This is a genomic window from Paraburkholderia bryophila (assembly GCF_013409255.1).
GTDB lineage: Bacteria > Pseudomonadota > Gammaproteobacteria > Burkholderiales > Burkholderiaceae > Paraburkholderia.
Window position 1 is genome coordinate 3,450,504 of record NZ_JACCAS010000002.1, and the last position, 25,268, is coordinate 3,475,771.

A 25,268-nucleotide genomic window follows, 5' to 3' on the forward strand; every position below is an offset into this window, starting at 1 on the left:
CGTTTCCTGTGAAAGCATGGGCGCTTGCGCGCGAATTGGGCTCGCTGATGTAGCAACTTCCAGACCTGAGCGGTCTTAAGGCACAGCCGCGGCACAACTCTTGCAGCCGGCAAGGTGGAATCCGATCCATCACGCGCCGCAACGAGCGCCCACTACATCAGGGAGAAAACACATCATGCGCCGACTTCATCTCAAACCGCTTGTCGCCTCCGCGCTGCTGTTCGGCACGCTGACAGGCTACGGCAATGCCTACGCACAAGGGGCACCCCAGGCGATTACGGAAAAACGCACAGACGTGGTTCAGCTCGCGAGTGGATATCGGGCGTCAAAGTTGAACGGCGCTGACGTCTACAACAGGAATAAAGACACCATCGGCACGCTAGACGACCTGATCGTGTCGCCGAGCGGCGATCGCGGCACCTACGCAATCCTTTCCGTCGGCGGTTTTCTTGGCATGGGCAAGCATCTGGTGGCCGTGCCGTTCAATGATCTGCAGATCAATAACCGGCGGGTTGTGCTGCCGGATGCCACCAAGAAATCGCTTGAGGCGTTGCCGGAGTTTAAGTACGCGCCGGATTGATCGATCCGCGAGAATCGCGGTCGGGCATTATTCTTCGTGCTTGATGTTCAGGCGCAATCGGGCTGCCGCGATCGACTGATGGAGCTTGGCCTGCAGGGTCTTGATATTCGTCCAACTCAATTCTCTCCTCACTGCGGAGAGAATGCTGTCGTCCGGGAAAATTTCGGCGAGACCTTCACGGCGGCCCGGCCGCATGCAGCGCGGCCGCCGATTCCAGCACCCGCAACAGGCGCTCAGGCGTCAACGGCTTCGCGCAATGCGCATCGAAACCGACCGCCTTCGCGCGCGCCCGATCATCGCGTGACGCGAAAGCCGTACACGCCACCAGCAACATATGCGAGGTGGCCGGATGCGCGCGTAGACGCCGCGCCAGTTCCAGCCCATCCAGCCCCGGCATCTTGATGTCCAGTACGACGGCAAACGGCTGCCATTCGCACGCCATGTCGCACACGGCGTGCGGATCTTCCAGCGCGCGGCATTCGAAGCCGTCCGCGTTCAGCAGCATCTGCAAAGCCTCCGCCGCTTCACGGTAGTCGTCCACCACCAGCACGCGACGATGCGAAGCCATGGCGTACTGAATCGGCCGCCACACTACGACGTCGTCGTTGTCGTCCATTCGGTCATCGAGCCTCACCCTGTTCTCCTTATTCTTCCGGCGCCCTGTGCGCGCAACCCGCGGCGTATTCGCAAGATTCGCTCCCGCGATCCGGCAAATATGCGTCTCTCATCGGATGAACTCGCAGACGCGGGTCACGTTGATAGCATGCAGTCAACTGGGGGCGCGTCAATAAAAGACAGCGGGTTTTCCAGGGTTTCCGCTCTGAGGGTTATCCCGTTCGATCGTCGATAAATCCTTTGAGCATAGCGAGCGTGTCGGCGTCGTCGATCGTTTTGTCGGTACGCCAGCGCAGCATGCGTGGAAAACGGACCGCCACGCCCGATTTATGGCGCGGGCTCGCCTGAATGCCTTCGAAGCCGATTTCAAACACCAGCGTGGGCGTGACGCTGCGCACGGGGCCGAATTTTTCGATCGTGGTCTTGCGCACGATCGCGTCGACCTGGCGCATCTCGTCGTCGGTGAGACCGGAATAGGCCTTTGCGAACGGCACGAGCGTGCGCACGCCGTTCGCTTCGTCCCAGACCGCGAACGTGAAGTCCGTGTAGAGACTCGCGCGGCGGCCGTGACCGCGTTGCGCGTAGACCAGCACGGCGTCTACCGCGTACGGATCGATTTTCCACTTCCACCAGGTGCCTGATGCTTTGGTGCGGCCTACGCCGTACATCGAGTCGCGCTCTTTCAGCATCAGACCTTCCACGCCACGCGCGCGGCTGTCGTCGCGCAGTGTGGCGAGCGTCTGCCAGTCCGGCGCATCGATCAAGGGCGAGACGCGCAGCAGATCGCGCGCCAGCGTGCCGTCTATCGACACGGCCAACGCATCGAGTTGCGCGCGCCGTTGCGCGAGCGGCGTGGTGCGCAGATCCTTGCCTTGCGCTTCGAGCAGGTCGTAGGCGAGCAAGGTGGCGGGCGAATCGGCGAGAATCTTTTTCGTCAGCGTTTTACGCGCAATACGCGGTTGCAGCCGCGCGAACGGCAAAGGCGCACTCGCGCCCGGCTGCCATGCGAGGATTTCGCCGTCGATCACGTAGCCGTCCGGCAACGCGTCGCCGAGCGCCGCGACTTCGGGAAAGCGGTCCGTGATCAACTCCTCGCCGCGCGACCACAGCCAGACGCGGCCATCGCGTTTGACCAACTGGGCGCGTATGCCGTCCCACTTCCATTCGATCTGCCACAGCGACGGCGCACCGAGCGTCGCCGGATCGGCCTGCAACGGATGCGCGAGAAAGAACGGATACGGCAGGCCGAGATCGCTGTCGTGCCTAAGCTCGCCGTGCTGCGCGTCGCCGTCTTCGTCCGCGGCTTGTGGCGCGATCAGACGCAGATAGCGCGCGGCGTCGGGCTTCTGCTGCGAGTCGGTCCAGCCGACCATGCGTTGCGCGATCCGCTTATGGTCGACGCCCGCGACTTCCGCTAATGCCCTCACCACCAGTTGCCGCGCCACGCCGACCCGAAAGCCGCCGCCGATCAGTTTGGTCAGCAGAAACCGGCCGCTCCAGTCGAGTTCGTCCCAATAGCTGAGCAAACGCGTGCGCAGTTCGTCGGGCGCGATACCGCGCAGCGGCAGCACACGTTGCTCGATCCACTGCGTGAGGCCCAGTTCGGAACTGCGTTGCGCGGGCGGCAAGATATGCGCGATGGTCTCGGCCAGATCGCCGACCGCGTGATAGGACTCTTCGAATAGCCACGGCGGCAGGCCGGCCCGTTCGCGCGCAATCTCGGTCAACTGACGGGTGGGCACCGATTGGCGCGGCTTGCCGCCGGCGAGGAAGTACGATGCCCACGCGGCGTCTTCCGGCGCGGCCACGGAGAAATAGGCGGTCAGCGCGTCGAGTTTGTCGTGCGTGGAGGTGCTCGCGTCGAGCGCGGTGTAGAGGGCGGCGAAGCGTTTCATGATGTGTTCGCGCCGGGGATGGACTCGTCGCGCGTTTCGGGCTGGTCGATGCGATCGATGCGATCGATGCGCTCGTCAGCCTGCTCGGCGGGTGCGTGAGATGCGACGTCGCTGTCCTGCGCGGACGCCGTTTGGTCCGCGACCGCCGCGTCCGCTTCGACCGTATCGTCGCCGTATTGCGTTTCAAACGCGCCGGCTTCAAGTCCTTGCTCGCGCAACCAACGCACCATCGGCTCGACCGAACCATGTGTGACGATCACCCGGCCGGCCTCCGTCGCCTGAATCGCGCTTTGCAAGCTGGGCCAGTCGGCGTGATCCGACAGCACGAAGCCGCGATCGACGCCGCGTCTGCGCCGCGCGCCGCGCAGGCGCATCCAGCCCGACGCGAACGCATCGCTATAGTCGCCGAAGCGTTTGAGCCACGCGCTGCCTTGCGCGGACGGCGGCGCCACGATCAACGCCTGGCGAAACATCGCCTTGTCCTTGCGCTCGATTTCGCTGACCAGCCTGACCGGCGGCAAAGGTACACCGGCGTCGCGATACGCGCGATTGAGCGGTTCGACGGCGCCATGACAGAAGATCGGGCCGATGCCCGCGTCGACGCTGGCCAGCACGCGCTGCGCCTTGCCGAACGAATAGCAGAACAGCACCGACGCGCGTCCTTCGGCGGCGTTGTGGCGCCACCATGAGTCGATACCGTCGAACACGTTTTGCGGCGGGTCCCATCGGTAAATCGGCAAGCCGAAGGTCGATTCGGTGATGAAGGTCTCGCAGCGCACGGGTTCGAACGCGTCGCAGGTGGGGTCGGGGTCGAGCTTGTAGTCGCCCGAGGCGACCCACACGCGGCCGGCGTGTTCGATCCGCACTTGCGCGGAACCCAGCACATGCCCGGCGGGATGCAGCGAGACGACCGTGCCGCCGATCGCGAGGCGCTCGCCGTAAGCGAGCGTCTGCAGCGCAATGCCGGGCAAGCGCGACAGCAGCACGTTTGCGCCAGGTCGTGAAGCAAGATAATGCCGATGGCCGAAGCGTGCGTGGTCGGAATGCGCATGCGTGATCACGGCGCGCTCGACCGGCCGCCATGGATCGATGTAGAAGTCACCTGCCGCGCAATACAAACCTTCGGGTCGCGCGATGACGAGGTCCTGACTGTCGCCCTCACGGTCGCCCTGATTGCGGTCCGGCTTCACATCCTGCTTCCGATCCTGATTGTCTGACGCGATAGTCAATGGCGGCTCCGTTGCGGTGGCCCCATCGGCCCGTTGCGAAAACCCTGCGCTCGCTGCCGACCGGTAAGCCTTGCTGCGCAGCGTCAAGCAAACTGTATTCCTGATGTATTCCTGACACGCACGCCGCGCGCGTTGCAAGGTCGTATCGCGCAAGCGAACCGCCGCCAGGCAGCTATCCACGCTCAATCGAGCCACCCACCCCCAGTATGGCTGCGTTCTTGCTTCAGTTCCCCTCCATGTCAGCCTAGTTGTCGCGTCGCCCGAACCGATTGATGTAAAGATGGAGGGCGGACAGCGAAAGGAAGATGCAACGCTATTCAGCAGAGACGCGGGAATGGGTAGTCCAACAGATGATGCCGCCGTTCAATCGTGCGGTCATCGAGCTGGCGGGAGCGACGGGCATCACGACGGTGACGCTACGCGCCTGGCGGCAGAGCGCAAGACAGGCTGGGGAATTCATGCCGGGTAATGGCAAGACAAGCGATCAATGGTCGAGCGCCGACAAGTTCAGGGTGGTGCTGGAGACGGCGTCGCTGAGCGAGGTGGAGACTTCAGAGTACTGCCGCAGGAAGGGCATCTATCCGGAGCAGATCCGGCAGTGGCGCGAGGCGTGCGAGCAGGCCAACCCGCCGGAGGTAAAACTCACGCTGGCCCAGCGCCTGGAAGTGAAGGCCCAGCAGAAACGCATCCGTGAACTGGAGCGTCAGCTCAAGCGCGCCGATGCGGCACGTGCGGAGGCGGCGGCGTTGCTGAACCTGCGAAAAAAAGCCGACGCGATCTGGGGCAAGGAAGAGGAAGACTGATCAGCCGCCCGGATCGCGATGAAGCCATGCAGTTGATCGACGAAGCGGTGCAGCAGGGGGCGCGCCGTGCCCTTGCGTGTGAGCAGTTGGGGATCAGCGTGCGCAGCGTGCAGCGCTGGCGCGAAACGCGGCAGGATGGCCGGACGCTGGCCATCCGGAAGGCGCCGCCGAACCGGCTGACTGAGGCCGAGCGTGAGGCCGTGCTGGAGGTGGCCAACCGCCCGGGTTATGCGAGTCTGACGCCCCACCAGATCGTGCCGAAACTGGCTGATGAGGGCGTGTATATCGCGTCCGAATCGACGTTCTACCGGATCCTGAAAGCAGCCGGTCAGGGGCAGCGTCGCGGTCGCGCGCAGGCCCCACAACGACGCACGCTCACGACGCATTGCGCCACCGGCCCGAACCAGGTGTGGTGCTGGGATATCACGTGGATGCCCAGCACGGTGCGGGGGCGCTACTTCTACTGGTACATGATGAAGGACATCTACAGCCGCAAGCTGGTGATGAACGAGGTGTGGGAGCAGGAGTCGGCCGAGCACGCGGGCGTGCTGCTGGCCAAGGGGTGTCTGCGCGAAGGCATTGCCGGTCGTCCGCTGGTGCTGCACTCGGATAACGGCAGTGCGATGAAGGGCGCCACGATGCGCGCGGCCATGATTGATCTGGGCGTGCAGCCTTCATTCAGCCGGCCGCGCGTGAGCAACGACAACGCGTTTGCCGAGTCGCTGTTCCGCACGGCGAAGTATTGTCCGATGTGGCCCGAGCAGCCGTTCGATACGCTCGACGCTGCCCGTGTCTGGGTTCAGCGCTTTGTGCAGTGGTACAACGAGGAGCACCGTCACAGTGGCCTGAAATATGTCAGTCCGGCGCAACGGCATCGCGCCGAAGCGAACGAGCTGCTGGTCCGACGGCGTGCACTCTACCAAACCTCGCGCCAGCGCAATCCCGCACGCTGGTCAGGCGCTATCCGCAACTGGCACCTCGCGGATTCGGTCTATCTGAATCCTGAGCGAACCCAGGCTTCGGCCGACATGTATAAGCACGCAGCGTAACGGTTCACGCGACAACTACCTTGACACACACCGGTTCACGCAACAGAAACAGGCACGTCGGCCCAGACGGCCTCCCCTTAGCCGTCCGCCACGTGCGCCGCGAGGCCCCATGCAAACGCTCATCGACGAACACGCGCTCTATGTCGCGAAACATCCCGGCAGCTTCGTGCTGCAAACGCTGAAGGCGTTCCGCGCGAACCAGGGCTTGCTGCTCGCGGGCGCGGTGGCGTATTACGCGTTGCTCTCCATCGTGCCGTTGCTGATCCTGATCGTGATCGTGCTGTCGCGGTTGGTCCCGCAGCATGTGCTGCTGACCGCGCTCGGGCATCTGCTGCAATGGCTCGTGCCGGGGCAATCGAGTGCGCTGGTGCGCGAGCTCGCGAATTTTCTTGCACACCGCGCGGTGATCGGCTGGGTGCTGCTGGTGACGATGATCTTCTTCAGTTCGCTCGCGTTCACCGTGCTAGAAAACGCGATGTCGCTGATCTTCGTTCATCGCGTGGTGGTCAGGCGGCGGCACTTTCTGCTGTCGGCGTTGCTGCCGTATTGCTACATCCTGTTTCTCGGCGTCGGCCTGCTGATCGTCACGTTCGTGTCGAGCGGATTGGAGGCGATCGGCGCCGAAGGTGTCGATCTGTTCGGCCTGCACGTGTCGCTGCAAGGGCTCTCGCGGGTGGTGTTGTATCTGCTGGGTCTCAGCGGTGAAATCTTCGTGCTGACCTCGATCTATCTGGTCATGCCGGTCGGCAAGCCGTCGCTCAAACACGCGCTGTTCGGCGGCGTGGTCGCGGCCGTGCTGTGGGAAATCACTCGCCATGTGCTGGTCTGGTATTTCGCCACACTCTCGCAGGTCAGCGTGGTGTACGGCTCGTTGACCATGGCCATCGTGATCCTGTTCAGTCTCGAATGGCTCGCGACGCTACTGCTGTTCGGCGCCCAGGTGATCTCCCAATACGAACGCTTCGGACTCGAACCGCCCGGCGCGCCGTTGCCAAAAATTAAAACCGGTTGAAGCCGTTTCATGACGAACTGTCTGGCGTCGTCAATGCGTATCGCATGACCGGCGCCGCCTGTCATTCGCCTACCGCTCCGATGCCTCACGCCAATCGCGACTTGCCACGAGACTGCGGTAACATCCCTCGAAGCCGGCGGGCCTGGCGCATTCGCCGCTTCATGCCCAGCAGGCCTCAGGACACCACGATGAGCATCGCGCAGCGCAACGACTTACCGACTACCGCCGGCGGCAAACGCATCACGACGCCGGCCATCCACGCCTCGACCGGGCCACGGGTCCGATAACGCGATGTCAAGCACGGACCGCCCGCAGCCTTCCGCCGACGCACTATTCGAGCACGCCGCCTGCGGCCTGCTGCTGACCGATCACCACGGCCGCCTCCTGCGCGTCAACGCGACCTTCTGCGATTGGCTCGGTTATGACGCAGTCGAACTCGTCGACCTGAAGCACCTGCAGGATCTGCTGAGCGCCGGCGGCAAGGTGTTCTATCAGACGCACTGGGCGCCGCTGCTGCAAACGCAGGGCTCGGTGACCGAGATCAAACTGAACATGGTTCACCGCGATGGCCACATGGTGCCGATGCTGCTCAACGCGGCATGCCGCCGTCACGGCGAAGCCGACTTCATCGAGATCGCGGTACTGATCGTCGAGGATCGTCATAAGTACGAGCGGGAATTGTTGCTGGCACGGCGTAACGCGGAGGCTTCGGTGGCCGCGCATCAACGCGCGCAACAGGAGTTGCAGGAAAGCCGCGACGTGCTGAGTCTGGCGATGCGCGGCGCGCGCATGGGCGCGTGGTCGCACGAGCCGAAGTCCGGCAAGTTCTGGTGGAGCCGCGAACTGGAGGCGCTCGCGGGCTACGCCGAAGGACGCTTCGCGAAGATGCCCGGCGGCTTCTTCGAACTGATTCATCCGCGCGACCTGATCGCGCTCAACGAGGCGGTGGAGCGTGCGCTCGCGAGCGGCGACGATTACGTCGTGGAATTCCGCTTTCTGCATGCGAGCGGCGACTGGTGCTGGATGGAAGGCCGCGGCCGCGCGACCTTTGACCGCCAGGGCGAGCCGCTGACCGTCTACGGCCTCGGCACCGACATCACCGAGCGCAAGGAAGCGCAGACCGTGCTGCTGCGTCAGGCGGCGATTTTCGAGCACCTGAGCGACGCGATCGTGATCACCGATCTGCGCGGCAACATCACCGACTTCAATGTTGGCGGCGAGCGCATGCTGGGTTATCGGCGACGCGAAATTCTCGGCAAGCCCGTCACGATGTTCCACCCGCAGCAAGACGCGTTGCGGGTTCGCCGCGAAGCCTTCGCCGCGCTCGCCGCCGATGGCACCTGGCGTGGCGAGTTACCGTTCGTGCGACGCGACGGCTCGCGCGGCGTGTGCGACACCGTCGTCAAACCGCTGGCGAACGCGCGCGGCGACATCTACGGCGCGGTTTGCGTGAGCCGTGACATTACCGAGCGACGACGCGCCGAGCAGCAACTGCAGCGGTTGAACCTCGAACTCTCGAAGGCCGATCGTCGCAAGGACGAATTTCTCGCCACGCTCGCGCACGAGTTGCGTAATCCGCTCGCGCCGATGCGCAACGTGCTCGAGATTTTGCGGCTCAAGGAGTTCGCCGATCCGCAGCTGAACTGGTCGCGCGACGTGTTCGACCGCCAGTTGCAGCATATGACGCATCTGGTGGACGATCTTCTCGAGGTCTCGCGCATCACCCAGGGCAAGCTGGAGTTGCGCAAGCAACGCCTCGAACTCGCCCGCGCGATGCAATCGGCCATGGAAGCGGCGCGGCCCACGGTGCAGGCTTCATCGCATCACCTGAGCGTGACGCTGCCGCGCGAACCGCTTTATCTCGACGCCGATCCCACGCGCCTTTCGCAGATGATCCTGAATCTGCTGAACAACGCGGCCAAGTACACGCCGCCGGGCGGCCGCATTTCGCTCGCGGCGGAGCGCGAAGGCGACGAGGCGGTGATCGTGGTGCGCGATTCCGGCATTGGCATTCCGCGCGAGCATCTGGACAGCGTCTTCGAAATGTTCTCGCAGCTGGCGCCCGCACTCGACCGCTCGCAAGGCGGCCTCGGCATCGGTCTAGCGCTGGTGCGCGGGCTCGCGGAACTGCACGGCGGCACAGTCGCAGCCTTCAGCGACGGCGCGGGCACGGGCAGCGAGTTCATGATCCGCCTGCCGCTATCGCGTGCCGCGTCCGCACCGACGGATCGCGCGGCGCCCGAGCCCGCGCAGGCGGCCGGCCTGCGGGTCGTGATCGTCGACGACAACGCGGATGCCGCCGAGAGTCTCGCGATGGTGCTCGAACTCGAAGGCCACGAAGTGCGCACGGCCGGCGACGGTCTCGCGGGGCTGGCGTTGATCGGTGAATTCGCGCCGCACGCGGTGATTCTCGATATCGGTTTGCCACGGCTCAATGGCTACGAGGTCGCGCGACGGGTTCGTCGCGAGTATGGCGACGCGAGCATTCTGCTGATTGCGGTGACGGGTTGGGGTCAGCAGCAGGACAAACAGACCGCCGTGGAAGCGGGCTTCGATCATCACTTCACGAAACCGGTCGATCCGCGCGAGTTGCAGCAGGTGTTGGGGCGGCAGCGGGTTTGAAGGGGCTTCGCGCTATGCGTTGGAAGCGAAGGTTTAAGGCATGGGTTGGAAGCTTGCGACTGAGCCCTACCGGCAGTCCTTGTTAAACTGACGCGCTCATTCCCCGCCCGCTATCCATGCTCAACGTTTTCGCCGCTGTGCTCATCGCCGCTGTTTCCGCGGTCCCGTCATGCTGCGGGACGCTCGCTCATGCTTGATCAGGCTCAGATCACCCGCAGCCTCGCCGCGCGCGGCATCGAGCCCGACGCCAGCCAGCGCGACGCGATCGCGGCGCTCGTCGCGCTGCTGCATCCGCAGGCCCGGCGCGAGAAGCTCAGCGTTGCGTCTGAGCGCCAGGGCGTCTATTGCCACGGCCTGCCAGGCCGCGGCAAAAGCCTCGTGGTCGATACGGTGTTCGAACTGGCTACGTGCGGCAAGCGGCGATTGCACTTCCACGAATTTCTGCGGGAGATGAATCGGCGACTCGTCAGCGAACCTCGCGGTGACGACCGGCTTGGTTCGGTCTCGCGACAGTGGCTCGACGGCGTCGACTTGCTGTGCTTCGACGAATTCCATGTGCACGATATCGCCGATGCGTTCCTGATGGGCCGTTTCCTCGATACCGCGATCAGCCTCGGCACACGCATCGTGCTGACCTCGAACTACGCACCGGATGCGCTGCTGTCCGACCCGGAGTTTCACGAACGTTTTCTACCGACCATCGAACAGATCGAGCGCTGCTTCACGGTGATCCATTTCGACGGCGCGCGCGACTATCGTTTCGGTGGTGAAGAGGCCGAGGCGCCGCGTTTTTTCGCGCCGCTCGACCCGTCGAATCGCGACGCGCTGCGGCAGATTTTCGTGCGCCATGAAGGCGGCGACGCTAGCCTCGAACCGGTCACGCTGAGCGCGGCAGGCCGGCCGCTCACTGCGCGCGCGGCGGGCGCGGCGCTGCTGTGGGCGGACTTCGACAGCGTGTGCGTGGCGAGCCGTTCGCACCTCGACTATCTCGATCTCGCCGGGCAATGGCAGGGGCTGATTCTCGACAACCTGCGCACCGACCGGCTCAAGAAATCGCATACGTTGCAGCGGCTGGTGTGGCTCGTTGATATTTTCTATGACCGCAAGCGGGCGCTGTTTATCGCGTCCGATCAGCCGATCGAAGCGGCGCTTGCCGGGCTGGAGGGCGCGCACGATCTGTCGAGAACGCTGAGCCGGCTCGCGGAAATGCAATCGCGCGCGTATCGCAGCACGCTTGAAGAGGCGGCCGATTGAGGTTATCGGCGTGACATAAAAAAACCGGCGGTTTTTACGCCGCCGGTTTTGTTCTACACATCATGCGGTTCGAAGCGAACCAAATCACCGCGTTAAAAAACGCCTAACTCCGCTTCCCCTGCGCCCTCGCAATCTGCTGCTTCGCCGCGTCATACACATGCTCCGGCGTAAAGCCGAACTTCTTCTTCAGATCGGCGAGCGGCGCGGACGCACCAAACGTATGCATCACCACCTGCGCGCCATGCCGGCCCACATAACGGTCCCAGCCCAGCGACGCCGCCTGCTCGACCGCCACACGCGCAACCACGTCATCCGGCAGCACGGACTCCTGATACGCCTCGTCCTGACGCTCGAACACATCCCATGACGGCATCGACACCACGCGCGCCGCGATGCCCTCGCTCTTGAGCTTTTCGTAGACGTCGACGCACACCGACAGCTCGCTGCCGGTCGCCATCAGAATCACTTGCGGCTTCTGCCCATCGGCTGCATCGGCGAGCACATAGGCGCCCTTCTGCACCCCCTTCGCGGACGCATAACGGCTGCGGTCGAGCGTCGGCAATGCCTGGCGCGATACGACGATGCACGACGGCCGCCGCGGATGCGAAAGCGCCACGCGCCATGCCTCGGCGACTTCGTTCGCGTCGCCGGGACGCAGCACCGTCAGCCCCGGCACGCCACGCAGCGACGCCAGTTGCTCGATCGGCTGATGGGTCGGGCCATCTTCGCCGACACCGATCGAATCGTGCGTGAAGACGTAAATCGCCGGCACTTCCATGATGGCCGACAGACGGATCGGCGGCTTCATGTAGTCGCTAAAAATCAGGAAGGTCGAGCCGAACGGCCGTAGATTCGACAACGCGAGGCCGTTGACCGCCGCGCCCATCGCATGTTCGCGAATGCCGAAGTGCAGATTGCAGCCGCCGTAGTTATCCGCTTCGAAGCTGCCCGCCCCTTCGAATTTCAGATTGGTCTTGGTGGACGGCGACAGATCCGCCGCGCCGCCGATCATCCACGGCACGCGCGCGGCGATCGCATTCAACACCTTGCCCGACGAATCGCGCGAGGCGACGCCCTTCGGGTCCGCGTCGAAGGTGGGAATGTCGCTGTCCCAGCCGTCGGGCAATTCATGCGCTTCGATCACCGCGAGTTCGCGCGCCAGTTGCGGATACTGCTTGCCGTACGCCTCGTGCCTCGCCAGCCATGCGTCGCGCGCCGCCTTGCCGCGTGCGCCGATGCCTTGCGCGAAACGCTCGTGCACGCCGTCCGGTACGTAGAAAAATTTGTCTTCGGGCCAGCCGTACGCCTTCTTGGTCAGCGCGACCTCTTCGACACCGAGCGCCTCGCCGTGCGCCGCCGACGTGTCCTGCTTATGCGGCGAACCGAAACCGATAATGCTGTGCACCACGATTAGCGTGGGCCGGTCCGTAATGCTTTTCGCCTCGACGAAGGCGGCTTCGAGCGCGGCGGCGTCGTTCGCGTCGTTGACGTGCAGCGTGTGCCAGTTGTAACCGCGAAAGCGGCTCTCCACGTCGTCGCTGTACGCCAGATCGGTGTGGCCTTCAATCGTCACGCGGTTGCTGTCGTAGATCCAGATCAGGTTCGACAGTTTCAGGTGTCCCGCGAGCGATGCCGCTTCGTGCGAGATGCCTTCCATCATGTCGCCGTCGCCGCATAACGCGTACACGCGGTAGTCGAACAGCGGCACGTCCGGCTGGTTGAAGCGGCTCTCGTACCAGCGCGCGGCCATTGCCATGCCGACACTGTTGCCGAGTCCTTGGCCGAGCGGTCCGGTGGTCGTCTCCACGCCGGTGGTCATGCGGTACTCGGGGTGGCCCGGCGTCTTGCTGTCGAGCTGGCGGAAATGCTCGATGTCGTCCAGCGATACCGCGGGGCCGCCGGTCGCGTTGCCTTCTTCGTCCACGGCCTTGACGTTGGCCAGATGCAGCAGCGCATAAAGCAACATCGACGCATGCCCGACCGACAGCACGAAGCGGTCGCGATTCGGCCACAGCGGTTCGTCCGGATCGTAGCGCAGATGGTTTTGCCACAGATGGTAAGCAACCGGCGCCAGCGCCATCGGCGTGCCGGGGTGACCGGAATTGGCCTTTTGCACGGCGTCCATGGCCAGCGTGCGAATCGTGTTGATGCACAACTGGTCGAGGGCGGGATCGTTTTGCATGGGGACACTCCTTGTTCGGCGGTTGGGAACCTGGCCGGCATGCCGCGCCTCATTCAGCGATTCGGCGAGCTTGGCCGGTGGTGGTGTTCAGGGGATAACGCAGGGAAACCGCACAAGCTCACCGATGATGCGCCGATGCGCGCGATTCTGCACGCTAGTTGCCAGGCAGCGGCGCGCGTGGCGGGTGGCGTTGGTTGGTTAGCGCCGTACCGGCTACGTTACAGACGATGGATCTTTCAGGACGCTTGCGGTATCAGCGCCAACGCACGGCCCAAAGAGAGGAATGGCGCGCATCTACCGCTTCAAGCCGCATGCAGCCAGAACTCGACCAACGGGCCGAGCTTGCCGTCGATCGGATCCATGGGCGGGAACGGCAACGCGTCCATCGCTGCCAGTTCTTGCGGTGTGAGCGCTTCGCGGTGGATGTCCCACTGCTGCCCGTCCGGATAACCGCCCACCACCTGGAAATGCCGCGCGAAGGATTGCAGGCAATGGCCAGTGCCGGCGGGCAGCAGCAACGCATCGCCCGCAGATACGGTCACCACCCTTCCGCCCGGACCGCCAACGATCACCTGCGCGGACCCATCCGCGATGCCGAGCACTTCATGCGCGCTCGCGTGGAAATGGTGATAGTCGAAAATGCCGTCGCGCCATTGCGGCGGCCAGTCGTTGCGTTCGAACAGAATTTCAAATGCGGCGGCAAGGTCGCCGCTATCGGGCAAAAGTGCCCGGCGATAAATCACGACCGGTAGTTTGCGGTTGTTCGGCACCCAGTCGTGCGGCTCCAGCATGAAGGCTTCGTACTCGGTCTGCGCCGCGTCGAAACCGTGCTTCGAATCGTTGAGCATGGTTCGCTCCTGTGCGTGGTGCCGGGTGGTCGCCGATGGTGTGCGGTGCGACTTCACAACTTTTCAACTTCGCAACTTTGCAGCACCACTCACTCCTTGCGCTGTGATTCGCGGCCACCACCGCCCGGAGGCTCGCTTTGCGCGCCAGTGCCGAGCGGCACTTCGGCAGTCTGCGCGGGATGCTCGGTCGAACGCGGCGGATTGGTGGCCTTGTCGACGCCGGTCTGCTCGACCGGTTCGATGCCAAGCGGACTTGGTTCGACGTAATGCGTGCCGCTCGGTTTGTTGCGCTGTCGTGTTTCCGGCGAGATGTCCCACACGTTGGCGGTAGCGCCGTATTTGCCGTGCTGGGGGTCGCTGTTGTCGCTCTCGCGATTTTGTGCGTCGATCTGATCCATGTCGCTCTCCTTGACTGGCCTGTCGGCTATCTGATCTCTGCAGCAACAATCGGTCCCTGTCTGTGAACCGCGCGCCAAGAGGCCTCGCGCAACGTTTCCACCAACCCGGTAGGCGTGGCCGTTGCGGCGCCGAAAGCGGAGGTCACGGCCATTTTTTGTAAAAAGGGGAACGTCATAACGATCGCGTCGATTCGCGTGTCCAGCGTCACTGCTCCGGGGCCGCGCGATCCGCTGCCACGATCTCGCGTCCGTAATCGATCGCGGCGCGGCGCGCCTCGTCGGCAGTCGCGTAAGGCCCGATCTCGGGCGCGCCATCGAATGGAAACAGAAGCTTCCTGTCTGCTTTTCTGACTACCTTCAGCCCACCTACGTAACGGCCGTCGCCTGTTCCGTGATAGCTCGCGTAAATCTCGAAGTCATCGTCAGCAACGTCGGCCTTATGTCGCGCCATTTGTCTTTCCCTTATCCCTGCACTCGTGGTGCGTCATATTCCGTGTCATCGTGCGGCGTTTATAGCTATGGACGCCGCCGCGCGCTTACCGAGGTCGAGCAAGCCCCGTTCCACACGACGCCGGTCTAAGTCCGCCGAGCTTGAAGCGCCTCACGCGCGACTCCGAGTGCGACTCATCGGTCAAACGCAAAAAAGGGCATATCGGATAAACCCGGCATGCCCTTTTTCTAACGCCGAACACGTCGATCAACTGTGCCCAGCGCTCACCTCGTACTCAACTCACCGCAGCTTCGCCACATCCTTCTCCGTCACCTGCACAGCCGCCGGATTACCAAACTGCGTCGTCACGTAGTTAGTCAGAGCAGCAATCTGCGCATCATTCAACTCCACGGCAAACGCCGGCATCCCAACATCATTGCCCGCGGTCTTGCGCTGCACACCGTGCAAAATCACCTGCACCAGGTTACCCGGATTCGACGCCCCCACCGTGGTGTTATGCAGCAACGGCGGATAGTACCCATCCGGCGTGCCCTTGCCTTGTGCCTGATGGCAAGTCGCGCAATTACCGAGGTACAAACGCGCCGGATCGAGCGTACCGTCGCTCATCGCAACACCACGCAACCGCGTCACGTCCGTGGCCGGCTTGCCCCAAGTACCGCGTGCTTGCCGGCTGCCGTCGCTGACCGCAGGCACCGTGCGCACGTAGGTAGCAATCGCGTTGATATCGGCGTCCGTCATCTTCGAGAAGCTATGCTCCACCGCTTCGCCCATCGGCCCAGCAGCTTGCGCGAGACCTGGCACGCTGCCCGTCTGAAGATACTGGACGAGTTGCGCATGGGTCCATCCGCCAATCCCGCTGTTGGTCGCCGACGTGATGTTGTAGCCATCCCAACCCGCCAGCACCGAACCGCCGAGAAAATCGCCGCCAGTTTCGTCGAGCGCTTTCTCCTGCATTGCGAAGCCGCGCGGCGTGTGGCACGTACTGCAATGTGCGAGGCCTTGCACGAGGTACGCGCCGCGATTCCATTCGACGCTCTGGTTCGACTTCGCCTGATACGAACCGCTCGTCAGGAACAGCCAGTTCCACGCGGTCAGCGGCCAGCGCATGTTGAGCGGCCACGGAATATCGCTTGCATGCGTGGCCTGATTCACCGGCGCGACGCCGTAGCGGAAGTACGCGTACAGCGCCTTCACGTCGTCGTCGCTGACCTTCGCGTACGAGACGTACGGCATGGCCGGATACAGATTGTGGCCGTCCTTCGAGACGCCTTTGCGCAGCGCGCGGTCGAAATCATCAAGCGACCACGTGCCGATCCCCGTTTGCGGATCCGGCGTGATATTGCTTGAGTAGATCGTGCCGAGCATCGGTACTTTCAGCGGCAAGCCACCCGCAAACGGCTTGCCCTTTACCGTGCTATGACACGCCATGCAATCGCCGGCCGTCGCGAGATATTCACCGCGTTTAATCAATGCGGTGTCGTTGCCGCTCACCGACGACTCCGCCTGCGCCAACGCGGGCAGAGTCAAGGCACCGGCCAGTAGCCAGAAAAAGGTTTTCTTCAGCACGTTCAAACTTCCTTCTTCAACTGGTCGGCCATGCGCAGCGCCAGCGCTGCGATGCTCAGCGTCACGTTGACGGTGCCCACGGTGGGCATCGTCGCGCTGCTCGAGATAAACAGGTTCGGGTGATCGAAGGTACGGCAATGCTTGTCGACCACCGAATCGCGCGGATCGCTGCCCATGATGGTCGCGCCCGTGATGTGATTGTTCGGCGCGAACTCGTCCTGATACTCGATCTCGGTGCCGCCCAGCACTTTCGCCGCGTTGGCGTAAACCTCGCGCGTATGCACGGCGCCGCGCTTCACGTAATCGTCGATACGATACGTAATCTCCGGACGGGGAATACCGATCGCGTCGGTCTCCGTTTTGCTCGGCACGATGCGGTTTTCCGGTGCGGGCAGGATTTCGTGGAAGCAATCGAACTCGACAAAACGCGCCGCGCGGTCGCGAATCTGCGCGTCCAGCTCGGCCGGTTTGATCAGCTTGCCCCGCTTGAAAATCTTCTGCGTTTCCTGATCGATACGCGACAGGTTCGACAGATGGATTTTCTTCGCAGCTTCGGTCGCGCGGAATGCGCCGTCGCGGAAACCGATCAGCGAGGTCATTTCCTGCGGTCCGCGGCCCGGCCACAGTTTTTCGTCGGCGTAGAACGTCACGCCGGTGCCCGGGTGGTCCATCAGATTGCGGCCCACCATGTCGGAGCTATTGCCCACGCCGTTCGGGAAATCGTGGCTGGTGGACATCAGCATGATCTTCGGCGTTTCAATGCCGTTCGCGGCCAGCACGAAGTACTTGCCTTCCACGCGATACTCGTTGCCCTGCGGGTCTTTATACAAAGCCGCGACGATGCGCTTGTCCGCGCCCACTTCGAGCTTGTAGACGACCGCGTTGTCGATCAGTTTCGCACCGGCCTGCTCCGCTTTCTCGACGTGCACAATCCCGTTGTACATCGCGCCGATCGGACAGATCGGCATGCAATTGTTGTTGCCGCAACAGGTCGGGCGGCCGTCGTACGGACGGCTATTGCGCGCCACCGGCTCGGTCACCACGTGATAGCGCGAGTCGAACGCGTTGAGCTTGCCCTTGATAGTCTGCTCGTTGTACGACAGCGGCAGCGGCGCCATCGGATACGGCTGGCTGCGCGGCGAACCGAGTTCTTCGTCCGTCGGGCCCCACACGCCGAGTTCTTCTTCGGCGCGCTGATAGTACGGCTCCAGCTCTTCGTACGCCATCGGCCAGTCACGGCCCACGCCGTACACCGTCTTCATGTGGAAGTCGTTCGGCATGAAGCGCCACGCGGACGCCGCCCAGTGCCACGTTGTGCCGCCCACCGCGCGAATGTACTGCGAGTTGAATTTGTGCTCGCCCTTCAGGATCAGATAATTGTTCGGCGGACCGTATTCCGGATGCGGCGCCCATTGACTCGACGGATACGGCGCCGAGTTATCCGACTTGTCGAACTGGTTGCGGAAGCGTTCGACGATTTCCCAGCGCGGCATGCGCGGCCCGGCTTCGAGCAGAATCACGGACTTGCCGGCCAGCGCCATCTGATGCGCGACGATCGCGCCCGCGACGCCCGAGCCGACTACGACGATATCGGCCTGCTGGGTTTTGGGTTGGGTTTGATTTTGTGAATCGGCCATGCTCAGGCTTGCCTTTCGATCGGTTTGGCAGCCCAGAAACCGGGCTTGTTGGGGCAGTACGAACGGATGATCAGCGTGTCGGAAACCACGTCGTACATCAGCGCCTGTTCGTACGTGACCACGGTCGTATCGACGGTGCCGAGGTACCACGCTTCGAGGATCTTCAGCGCGAGCGCCTGTTGCGAGGCGTCGGCGGAACCGGCGGCGAGCGCGCCGGCCAGCTTCGGCAACTGCTGCGCGAAAGCGGGCGACGACGTCTGCAACGCGGCCAGCAGGCGCGTGCCGACGTCGCGATTCAGCGTGGCTCGCGCGGTCAGCGATTGCGACAGGCTCATGAACGCGTCGATGGGCGCGGCGGAGGGGTTCGCGGCGAGTGCCTTGAGCGCGAGCGAGCCGGTCAGGCCCGCGGCGGTCAACGCGAGTGCGCCCTGGAGCCAGCGGCGGCGCGTCATGCTCGACGCTTCACCGCTCGCGGCGAAGGCTGTCCCGTCGCGGGACTCGCCGTGAGTATCGTGTGGAGTCAATTGTTGTTTATCCCTTGTGAGGCGTTCTTCAAAACTTATTGCGGGGTGATACGAGACCTGCCGAATGCAGCACGAGCGGCATCACGAGCGCCGTTCGCTCGTAGCACGTTCCATGCCGCTTATCGCGCAGCGTCAAAACTGATGCAGCATCCCGACATAAGCGCCGGTCTGCGATTCGCCGACCAGCGGACTCGTGTTGCTGGTCGAGTCGCGCGGCGACGCTTCGAGCGAGAAGTTCGAGTTGCCACCGTTGTTCACGTAACCCACCGTGCCATACAGAAAGGTGCGCTTCGTCAGGTTGTAGGTGGTGCCGAGCACGTACATCATCGCGTGGCCGGACGGGTCGTGCGCGGCGTCGCCGCTGCCGTCGCCGACCTTCACGTAGTAGCCGCCCGCCGTCACCGCCCAGCGCGGCTGGAAGTTGTAGGTCGCGCCGAGCCAGTAGTGATCCGCGCTATCGGCCACGCCGACCGGCGAGTCCGGCGCCGAGTAGTGCGTATAGGCGCCCTGGATCTTCACCGCATCGAAATGCACGTTGGCGCCCACGAAATATTCGCGCGACGCCTGGAAGATATTGCTGAAGCGGCCATTGCTGTCGCGCAGTTCGTCGTAGATGCCGCGCACGTCGAACAGCGTGGAGTGATAGCTCAGCATGACGCCGTCGGAGCGGCCGAACTCACCGTTCGCGCCACTATTGAACGAGCCCGGCTGATTGCCGAACGAGTATTGCCCCTGCACGTCGAAGCCCCAGAACACCGGGCTGTGATACTCGACGTTGTTGCTGGTTTGCTGCCAGTTGCGCCCGCGCACCAGCGAGGCCGACGAAAACGCCTGCTGCACGAACGGATCGAATTCCCACACGCCGTCGCTATCGATAAACAGATTGCGGCCCGCCTGCAGCGTGCCCCACTCCTGGCTCTTCAAGCCGACGAATGCGCGCCGCGACCAGAGGCGCCCGCCGCTGGTGGTGCCGTTCATCACCTGCAAGCCGGTTTCCAGGTTGAAGATCGCATTCAGGCCACCGCCCAGATCTTCATTGCCTTTGAGGCCCAGCATGCTGGTGCCCCAATCGCCGCCCTCCGCGCTCCAGCGGCTCGAACTGCCGCCCGCGGCATTGTTGATGTGATTCAGGTATTCCAGACCCGCGTCCAGGCGACCATATAACGACACACTGGTTTGACCATAAGCCAGCGGACTAGCCGCTACCGCAAGGGCCGCCATTAATTTAGTAGGTAGTCTCATTGTCTTGCCGTGAGTTGTTTTGTATCGCGAGGGAGGGCAAAGCGGATTGCGGATGATTCAAAACTACTCGGTGCAGCGTCGGCGGCGCTCATGCTGCGACCACCCGGACAACGCCGGTTTAAAGCGGGATTCGAAAACGACGATGGATAGAACGATGGATAGATGTTGCAAAACTACATCCAGCGCGGTCGAACTATAGGGGATACGCGGCTGATAGCCTATCCGTTTGACGCAATAAACTTTTGCGGACAGCGGACTCGACATTGAGTGGGCAACCGAAAAGGGCGATCGAAAGCTGCTCAAGATAAGATAGATGCTCATTACGTCCGCGCCAAATAGAAACGTATAAACCGTTATCGATCCTTTACCTCTTGCCATGAATGCGCCCGAACTGACCGAAGACGAACACCTTGGCCTTTACCAACGCGCAACGGAGAACGGCGCTGAATGGTGGCGCGTCAGCGTCGCCGACCGCCCGGAAAACTATCGCCTCGAACATGGCGCGGACGACGGCGAGCGTACCGGCACGGTCGATATCGATCTGGTGGTCGATGCGGAAAATCTGCGCGCCAAGCTGAAGAAGTGGCGCCGCGAAGGCTTCGCGATCGATACCGGCGACACCGGCGCCGAGCACGGCGCGGCCGAACGGATCGCCTTCATGCCCGCCTTGCAGCGCGCCGCGGCGCTCGCGGCGGCGGCGAAACAGCGGCACGTGGAAGGCGTAAGCGAGAGCGTGCGCATCGGTCATGTCGACGTGCCCTGCGGCATGGATAGTCCGCTGGTGCCGCGCATCAATCCCGCCTATCTGTTTTCCGAGCGCTTCAACGACATCGTCGAAGATATCGTCGAGAACCGCCGCGTCATGCTGATCGGCCACACTGGCGCCGGCAAGACCAGCCTGATCGAACAGGTCGCGGCGCGTTCGCGGCACGGCGTACTGCGCTCGAACATGAACGGGCAGACCACCGTCGGCGATTTCGTCGGCTTCTGGACAGTCAAGGGCGGCGAGACTTTATGGGTCGACGGCGTGCTGCCCACCGCGATGCGCGAGGGCCTGTGGCTGATCGTCGACGAAATCGACTTCGCCGAACCGTCGATTCTCGCCGCGCTCACCGCCGTGCTCGAACCGCACGGCCGCCTCGTGCTGAAGGAGAAAGGCAACGAGATCGTGGCGCCGCATCCGGCGTTCCGGCTCTTCGCCACCGCGAACGCCGTCGGCGCGATGAGCCAGTTCCGTCATCTGTATCAGGGCGCCAATCTGATGAACGAGGCGTTTCTCGATCGCTGGCGCGTATATCTGCTCGACTATCTGTCGCCCGCCGAAGAAGCCGACGTGCTGATCCGCACGCTCGCCCCGCACATGACGCGCACGCTCGCCACCACGCTCGCTGCGATTGCCGCCGACTGCCGCGCGGCGTTCTCGCGCGAAGATCTGTCGAGCGCGTTCTCGACGCGGCGCCTGCTCGACTGGGCCGAACTGATGCTGCGCACCGGCGACCCCGAACGCGCGGCCGGGCCGGCCATCTATGCGAAGGTGAGTCCGGAAGACGCCGCGTTGATTCGCGGCATCATTCGCCATCACATCGCGCCGGCCGCCTGAACGTGGGCACGATGCACGCTCCGCACGACACGCGCGGCTTCACCTTCGAATCCACGCTCAGCAAAGTCGCCCGTGTGCTGACGGGGCAATACGGCGTGACGGTCGCGTTCAGTCCGGACGGGCCGCGCGTTGAACCTGGCCGGATCGTGATTCCCGATTACGAGCTGAACGGCGGCATCGAACGCGATGTGCTGATCGGCTATCTGGATCTGCTGGTGGCGCGCGCGAAACATGCGTCGCTCGCGGAGCTCGACGCGCTGCCAGCCGGTATCGAAGCGAAACTCGCGCAAGTGATCGACGACCGTCGCGTGTGCGGTGAATTGCTCGACGAGTATCCGGGCGCACGCTGGTTCATCGGCAAACTGCGCGTGCATGCAGCCGAACGTGTGCGGCAGCGCTGGTCGAAGCTGCATTGGCGCGACCGGCTGGTCTGGCTGGTGGAGCGCGCGCTGTGGGATGAGCCGCCGACGCGAACCGAAGCGGTCCATTCGCTGCTGGCCGCGTTGCATGCGTCGCAGGATCTGCTGCACGAAGCGCACGGCAGCCGCTCGACCGCGCAGAGCATCGCGACGGCGCGAGCGCTGGTGTCGCGGGTGCGTGCGTTGTCGGCGGGCGACGTGAACAGCATGGTCTTCACCGCGGACCCGGTCGAAGACATCGACACGGAAACGGCCGCGAGTTCGTCCGCGCCGCTCGACGACGAAGACGACACCGTGCTGCCCGATCACGACAGCGCGAATTCGCCGCCGTCGGATCGCAGCGGCGGCGCTCAGGCGGAGAACGCGGTCGGCATGGGCCAATCGCTCGGCGACGCGCAACAGCCTTCGGCGAATAGCGAAGGCGAAGCCGGCGCTGCGGTAGCCAACACGGTGCGCGCACAACTGTCCATTCCACTCGCCACCGAATTCGATGAGATCGCCGACCTCACCGGCCAGGACGACAGCGCGGCGTGGCGTGAACTTCGCGCGCAAGCCCGCGCGGACACCGCGCCGCTGAAGGAAAAACTCGAACGTGCGCTGAGCGCCGACGAACGCACACGCTGGCGCCGCGAGCAGGAGCGCGGCGAGATCGACCGTACCGCGCTCGCGAAACTCGCCACCTCGCCCGGTTACCGCACGCCGTTTCGCACGCAGCGGGCGCACAAAGGGCGCGACGTGGCGGTCACGTTGCTGATCGACCGCAGCGGCTCGATGGCCGGACGCAAGATCGAACTCGCGCGCCAATGCGCGACCGCGTTGTGCGATGCGCTGACGCAGTTGTCGTTCGATTGCGAGGTGCTGGGCTATTGCTCGGTCGAATCGGAGCCGATGCGTCAGCTTTATCAGCGGCAGCTTGCGGCGGGTGCGGATTTGCGGCGCTATAACCGCTTCGTCGAGCGGCTCGATCTGAAAGTCTACAAACGCTTCGGTGCGACGGATCTGAGCGGTATCGCGCGGATCGACTGCGGACACGAGAACCCCGACGGCGAAGCGCTCGCGTGGGCCGCGGCGCGTCTGGCCGATCATCAGGCCAGCCGGCGCATTCTGATGGTGTTCTCCGACGGTTATCCCTCGACCGGCGACGGCGACCCGCAAGTGCTGCGCAGCGATCTGCGCGAACGCGTGGCGGCGATCGGCCAGCGCGGCATCGAGTTGGTGGGGATCGGCGTGTTGACCGACGCCGTGGAGGATTTCTATCCGCACAACGTGGTGGTGAGCCGTCTCGCGGAACTACCGTCGACGGTGTTTTCCGTGCTGAGCACGATGCTGCTGAAGCGCTAGCGCGGTTCCGTTCCGTTCAGCACTACCCTCACCCGCTCAGAACGCGTTCAGCGGAATCTTCAGATAGCGCACGCCGTTCGCCTCCGGCTCCGGCAGCGCGCCCGCGCGGATATTGATCTGGATGGCTGGCAGAATCAGCGTCGGCATGCCGAGCGTGCGGTCGCGCGCGGTGCGCAGCGCGACGAACGCCTCCTCGCTCACGCCGTCGTGCAAATGGATATTGTCGCGGCGCTGTTCGGCCACCGTGGTCTGCCAGCGCGGCTCGCGCGACGGCGGCGGATAGTCGTGGCACATGCACAGCCGCGTTTGCGGCGGTAGCGCCAGCAACGCGCGCGCGGACTCGTACAGCGTGCCCGCGTCGCCGCCCGGAAAATCGCAGCGCGCCGAGCCGAGGTCCGGCATGAACAGCGTATCGCCGACGAATACCGCATCGCCGATCCGGTATGCCATGTCGGCGGGCGTATGACCCGGCACATGCAGCGCCTCGCCGCGCAATCCGCCGATGCTGAAGGTCTCGCCCGGTGCGAACAGATGATCGAACTGGCGGCCGTCGGTGCGCATCTCGTCGGCCAGATTGAACACACGTTTGAACACGCCCTGCACGACGCAAATGTCCGCGCCGATGGCGATCCTGCCGCCCAGCGTGTCCTTCAGATACGGCGCTGCCGAAACGTGATCGGCATGGGCGTGTGTTTCCAGCAACCATTCGACCTGCAAGCCATGGGCTTTGACAAAGTCCACGACGCGTTCCGCCGACGCCGTCGACGTATGCCCGGACTTCGGGTCGTAGTCGAGCACCGGGTCGATCACCGCGCAGGCCGAGCCTTCGGCGGCGAACACCACATACGTGAACGTGCCGGTCGTGGTGTCGTAGAACGCTTCGATCAACGGGCTCATGCTCTGCTCCATGCGACTGATCCTGCTCATCCTGCTCCTGAGGTTCACGCCAGTTGCGGCTTGAACGGATATTGCTCGATCGTGCCGCCGCGCGCCGGCTGGATGCAGCGGTAACGAAACGGAATGTCGGTCGGGTGGCCGTACCAGCCGATGCCGAAGCCGTCGCCGTTCGTGGTGGTATGGCCGAGCCGCGAATGCAGGCTCTGATCGATCAGCGAGTGTTTCGCGTTGAACAGCACCGTTTCGAGCTGAAGCGGGTTACCTGTATAAGCGAGCCAGCGGCACATTGGGTTCTCTCCGGTCCGATGCAACCTGGCGACGGTTGCGCTCTGCTGCGACACAACGCTCCGGCGCGGCAGGCTGCCGCCCGGCCCGACACTACTTGATCACCGGCTGCAACGTCGCGATCGGAATCAGGAATTCGGAGAAGCCGGTCAACATGATCTGCACGCCAATACACAACAGCAGAAACGACGAGACGCGCATCGCGACCTTGGTGCCTTCCACGCCAAGGTAACGGGCGAAAATCACTGCACGGCTGTATACCAGATAGACGCTGAGCGCCACCAGCAGGGAGATAACCACCGACGCAACGCTCGACAACACGAACTCGGACAGCTTGTGCGTGCGGTTCGCGGTCAGCGCGATCGCCGTGGCAATCGAGCCCGGCCCGGTAGTCAGTGGAATGGTGAACGGGAAGAACGCCTTCGACATGGCGTTGTCCGCGTCGACGCGTTTCACCGCCGGTTGTTCGGCCGGCTGGGTGTCGGGCGCATTGAGCATCTGCCAGCCGCCGACCGCGACCGCAAGGCCGCCGCCAATGCGCAGCGCCTGCATCGAAATGCCGAAGAAATGCAGGATCGGGGTGCCGATAAAGAACGCCACCAGCAGCACGCAGACCACGTTGATGGCGATCTTGCGGGCGAGCGCGGTGCGCTCCTCGGTGGTCAACGACGCAGTCCGGTCAAGGAAGACAAATGCAATGCCGATCGGGTTGATGATGCTGATCAGCCCGGTGAAGCCAAACAGAATGTCCGAGATCAGACTTTCGACCATATGCGTTTTCCGTGATGAACGACTGCTCGCGTCGCGTGACCGGGATGA

21 protein-coding genes and 1 pseudogene are annotated in these 25,268 nt (G+C 63.6%); 7 read left to right on the forward strand and 15 right to left on the reverse strand.

What is annotated here, in order from left to right:
- The first annotated feature begins 175 nt into the window (after positions 1–175).
- Positions 176–580, forward strand: coding sequence for a PRC-barrel domain-containing protein (locus tag GGD40_RS36250; RefSeq protein WP_179746944.1), 405 nt, complete (start codon positions 176–178; stop codon positions 578–580).
- Between the two features lie 175 nt (positions 581–755).
- Here the strand turns inward: GGD40_RS36250 and GGD40_RS36255 are convergent, their stop codons facing one another.
- The 3 genes from GGD40_RS36255 to GGD40_RS36265 all read right to left on the reverse strand — a co-directional run bounded on the left by GGD40_RS36255 (position 756) and on the right by GGD40_RS36265 (position 4,280).
- Positions 756–1,196, reverse strand: coding sequence for a response regulator (locus GGD40_RS36255; protein ID WP_218901410.1), 441 nt, complete (start codon positions 1,194–1,196; stop codon positions 756–758).
- A 211-nt stretch (positions 1,197–1,407) separates the two neighbouring features.
- Positions 1,408–3,090 (reverse strand): ATP-dependent DNA ligase, encoded by a 1,683-nt coding sequence (locus tag GGD40_RS36260; protein ID WP_179746945.1) that lies wholly within the window; start codon positions 3,088–3,090, stop codon positions 1,408–1,410.
- Positions 3,087–4,280, reverse strand: a complete 1,194-nt coding sequence (locus GGD40_RS36265; protein ID WP_373565432.1) for a ligase-associated DNA damage response exonuclease — start codon at positions 4,278–4,280, stop codon at positions 3,087–3,089. Before GGD40_RS36265 ends, GGD40_RS36260 begins: the two co-directional genes overlap by 4 nt.
- A 344-nt stretch (positions 4,281–4,624) precedes the next feature.
- Between GGD40_RS36265 and GGD40_RS36270 the strand changes: the two genes are divergently transcribed.
- Positions 4,625–6,171, forward strand: a protein-coding gene (locus GGD40_RS36270) for an IS3 family transposase (protein WP_373565409.1) whose coding sequence is annotated in 2 segments (ribosomal slippage) — positions 4,625–5,090 and positions 5,090–6,171 — 1,548 coding nt in all. Because the reading frame shifts where the segments join, the coding sequence is not laid out codon by codon here.
- A 109-nt stretch (positions 6,172–6,280) separates the two neighbouring features.
- Positions 6,281–7,183 (forward strand): YihY/virulence factor BrkB family protein, encoded by a 903-nt coding sequence (locus tag GGD40_RS36275; protein WP_179746946.1) that lies wholly within the window; start codon positions 6,281–6,283, stop codon positions 7,181–7,183.
- Positions 7,184–7,358: 175 nt separating this feature from the next.
- Here the strand turns inward: GGD40_RS36275 and GGD40_RS37180 are convergent, their stop codons facing one another.
- Positions 7,359–7,481, reverse strand: coding sequence for a hypothetical protein (locus GGD40_RS37180; RefSeq protein ID WP_257030679.1), 123 nt, complete (start codon positions 7,479–7,481; stop codon positions 7,359–7,361).
- Between GGD40_RS37180 and GGD40_RS36280 the strand changes: the two genes are divergently transcribed.
- Together GGD40_RS36280 and zapE are read left to right on the forward strand one after the other, a co-directional pair.
- Entirely contained in the window at positions 7,475–9,805 is a 2,331-nt protein-coding gene (locus tag GGD40_RS36280) for a hybrid sensor histidine kinase/response regulator (protein WP_179746947.1), read from the forward strand. The two genes, GGD40_RS37180 and GGD40_RS36280, sit on opposite strands and share 7 nt — an antisense overlap.
- Before the next feature lie 189 nt (positions 9,806–9,994).
- Entirely contained in the window at positions 9,995–11,059 is a 1,065-nt protein-coding gene (gene zapE, locus GGD40_RS36285; protein ID WP_179746948.1) for a cell division protein ZapE, read from the forward strand.
- 103 nt (positions 11,060–11,162) lie between these two features.
- Here the strand turns inward: zapE and tkt are convergent, their stop codons facing one another.
- The 8 genes from tkt to GGD40_RS36325 form a co-directional block, all read right to left on the reverse strand.
- The gene (gene tkt / locus GGD40_RS36290) at positions 11,163–13,241 is read right to left on the reverse strand and encodes a transketolase (RefSeq protein WP_179746949.1); all 2,079 of its coding nucleotides are present in this window, start codon (positions 13,239–13,241) and stop codon (positions 11,163–11,165) included.
- Positions 13,242–13,543: 302 nt separating this feature from the next.
- Complete coding sequence (locus tag GGD40_RS36295) at positions 13,544–14,089, reverse strand: cupin (protein ID WP_179746950.1); 546 nt, start codon at positions 14,087–14,089, stop codon at positions 13,544–13,546.
- Between the two features lie 89 nt (positions 14,090–14,178).
- Positions 14,179–14,487, reverse strand: a complete 309-nt coding sequence (locus GGD40_RS36300) for a hypothetical protein (protein ID WP_218901412.1) — start codon at positions 14,485–14,487, stop codon at positions 14,179–14,181.
- Between the two features lie 205 nt (positions 14,488–14,692).
- Entirely contained in the window at positions 14,693–14,938 is a 246-nt protein-coding gene (locus GGD40_RS36305; protein WP_111934353.1) for a DUF6723 family protein, read from the reverse strand.
- Positions 14,939–15,217: 279 nt separating this feature from the next.
- A complete protein-coding gene (locus GGD40_RS36310; RefSeq protein WP_179746951.1) occupies positions 15,218–16,504 on the reverse strand; it encodes a c-type cytochrome in 1,287 nt (428 codons plus the stop codon).
- Between the two features lie 2 nt (positions 16,505–16,506).
- Complete coding sequence (locus tag GGD40_RS36315; protein WP_179746952.1) at positions 16,507–18,141, reverse strand: GMC family oxidoreductase; 1,635 nt, start codon at positions 18,139–18,141, stop codon at positions 16,507–16,509.
- Positions 18,142–18,143: 2 nt separating this feature from the next.
- The gene (locus GGD40_RS36320) at positions 18,144–18,593 is read right to left on the reverse strand and encodes a sugar dehydrogenase complex small subunit (protein WP_179747169.1); all 450 of its coding nucleotides are present in this window, start codon (positions 18,591–18,593) and stop codon (positions 18,144–18,146) included.
- A 204-nt stretch (positions 18,594–18,797) separates the two neighbouring features.
- The gene (locus GGD40_RS36325) at positions 18,798–19,907 is read right to left on the reverse strand and encodes a porin (protein ID WP_179746953.1); all 1,110 of its coding nucleotides are present in this window, start codon (positions 19,905–19,907) and stop codon (positions 18,798–18,800) included.
- 376 nt (positions 19,908–20,283) lie between these two features.
- Between GGD40_RS36325 and GGD40_RS36330 the strand changes: the two genes are divergently transcribed.
- Together GGD40_RS36330 and GGD40_RS36335 are read left to right on the forward strand one after the other, a co-directional pair.
- Complete coding sequence (locus GGD40_RS36330; protein ID WP_179746954.1) at positions 20,284–21,507, forward strand: AAA family ATPase; 1,224 nt, start codon at positions 20,284–20,286, stop codon at positions 21,505–21,507.
- 11 nt (positions 21,508–21,518) lie between these two features.
- The gene (locus tag GGD40_RS36335; protein ID WP_179746955.1) at positions 21,519–23,267 is read left to right on the forward strand and encodes a cobaltochelatase CobT-related protein; all 1,749 of its coding nucleotides are present in this window, start codon (positions 21,519–21,521) and stop codon (positions 23,265–23,267) included.
- Between the two features lie 36 nt (positions 23,268–23,303).
- On the opposite strand, the gene GGD40_RS36340 is transcribed toward GGD40_RS36335, so the two are convergent.
- The 3 genes and pseudogenes from GGD40_RS36340 to GGD40_RS36350 all read right to left on the reverse strand — a co-directional run bounded on the left by GGD40_RS36340 (position 23,304) and on the right by GGD40_RS36350 (position 25,220).
- Entirely contained in the window at positions 23,304–24,164 is an 861-nt protein-coding gene (locus GGD40_RS36340; RefSeq protein WP_179747170.1) for an MBL fold metallo-hydrolase, read from the reverse strand.
- A 92-nt stretch (positions 24,165–24,256) separates the two neighbouring features.
- A pseudogene (locus tag GGD40_RS36345) lies at positions 24,257–24,451 on the reverse strand (class II glutamine amidotransferase); the annotation flags it as partial.
- Positions 24,452–24,542: 91 nt separating this feature from the next.
- Entirely contained in the window at positions 24,543–25,220 is a 678-nt protein-coding gene (locus tag GGD40_RS36350; protein ID WP_035557423.1) for a MarC family protein, read from the reverse strand.
- Between the last annotated feature and the right edge of the window lie 48 nt (positions 25,221–25,268).

Coding starts and splice junctions, on each gene's coding strand:
- GGD40_RS36275 (WP_179746946.1), top strand. CDS start 6,281: ATGCAAACGCTCATCGACGAACACGCGCTCTATGTCGCGAAACATCCC.
- GGD40_RS36250 (WP_179746944.1), top strand. CDS start 176: ATGCGCCGACTTCATCTCAAACCGCTTGTCGCCTCCGCGCTGCTGTTC.
- GGD40_RS36340 (WP_179747170.1), bottom strand. CDS start 24,164: ATGAGCCCGTTGATCGAAGCGTTCTACGACACCACGACCGGCACGTTC.
- GGD40_RS36330 (WP_179746954.1), top strand. CDS start 20,284: ATGAATGCGCCCGAACTGACCGAAGACGAACACCTTGGCCTTTACCAA.
- GGD40_RS36315 (WP_179746952.1), bottom strand. CDS start 18,141: ATGGCCGATTCACAAAATCAAACCCAACCCAAAACCCAGCAGGCCGAT.
- GGD40_RS36280 (WP_179746947.1), top strand. CDS start 7,475: ATGTCAAGCACGGACCGCCCGCAGCCTTCCGCCGACGCACTATTCGAG.
- GGD40_RS36325 (WP_179746953.1), bottom strand. CDS start 19,907: ATGAGACTACCTACTAAATTAATGGCGGCCCTTGCGGTAGCGGCTAGT.
- GGD40_RS36335 (WP_179746955.1), top strand. CDS start 21,519: ATGCACGCTCCGCACGACACGCGCGGCTTCACCTTCGAATCCACGCTC.
- GGD40_RS36260 (WP_179746945.1), bottom strand. CDS start 3,090: ATGAAACGCTTCGCCGCCCTCTACACCGCGCTCGACGCGAGCACCTCC.
- GGD40_RS36305 (WP_111934353.1), bottom strand. CDS start 14,938: ATGGCGCGACATAAGGCCGACGTTGCTGACGATGACTTCGAGATTTAC.
- GGD40_RS36255 (WP_218901410.1), bottom strand. CDS start 1,196: ATGGACGACAACGACGACGTCGTAGTGTGGCGGCCGATTCAGTACGCC.
- zapE (WP_179746948.1), top strand. CDS start 9,995: ATGCTTGATCAGGCTCAGATCACCCGCAGCCTCGCCGCGCGCGGCATC.
- GGD40_RS36320 (WP_179747169.1), bottom strand. CDS start 18,593: ATGACGCGCCGCCGCTGGCTCCAGGGCGCACTCGCGTTGACCGCCGCG.
- GGD40_RS36350 (WP_035557423.1), bottom strand. CDS start 25,220: ATGGTCGAAAGTCTGATCTCGGACATTCTGTTTGGCTTCACCGGGCTG.
- GGD40_RS36295 (WP_179746950.1), bottom strand. CDS start 14,089: ATGCTCAACGATTCGAAGCACGGTTTCGACGCGGCGCAGACCGAGTAC.
- tkt (WP_179746949.1), bottom strand. CDS start 13,241: ATGCAAAACGATCCCGCCCTCGACCAGTTGTGCATCAACACGATTCGC.
- GGD40_RS36300 (WP_218901412.1), bottom strand. CDS start 14,487: ATGGATCAGATCGACGCACAAAATCGCGAGAGCGACAACAGCGACCCC.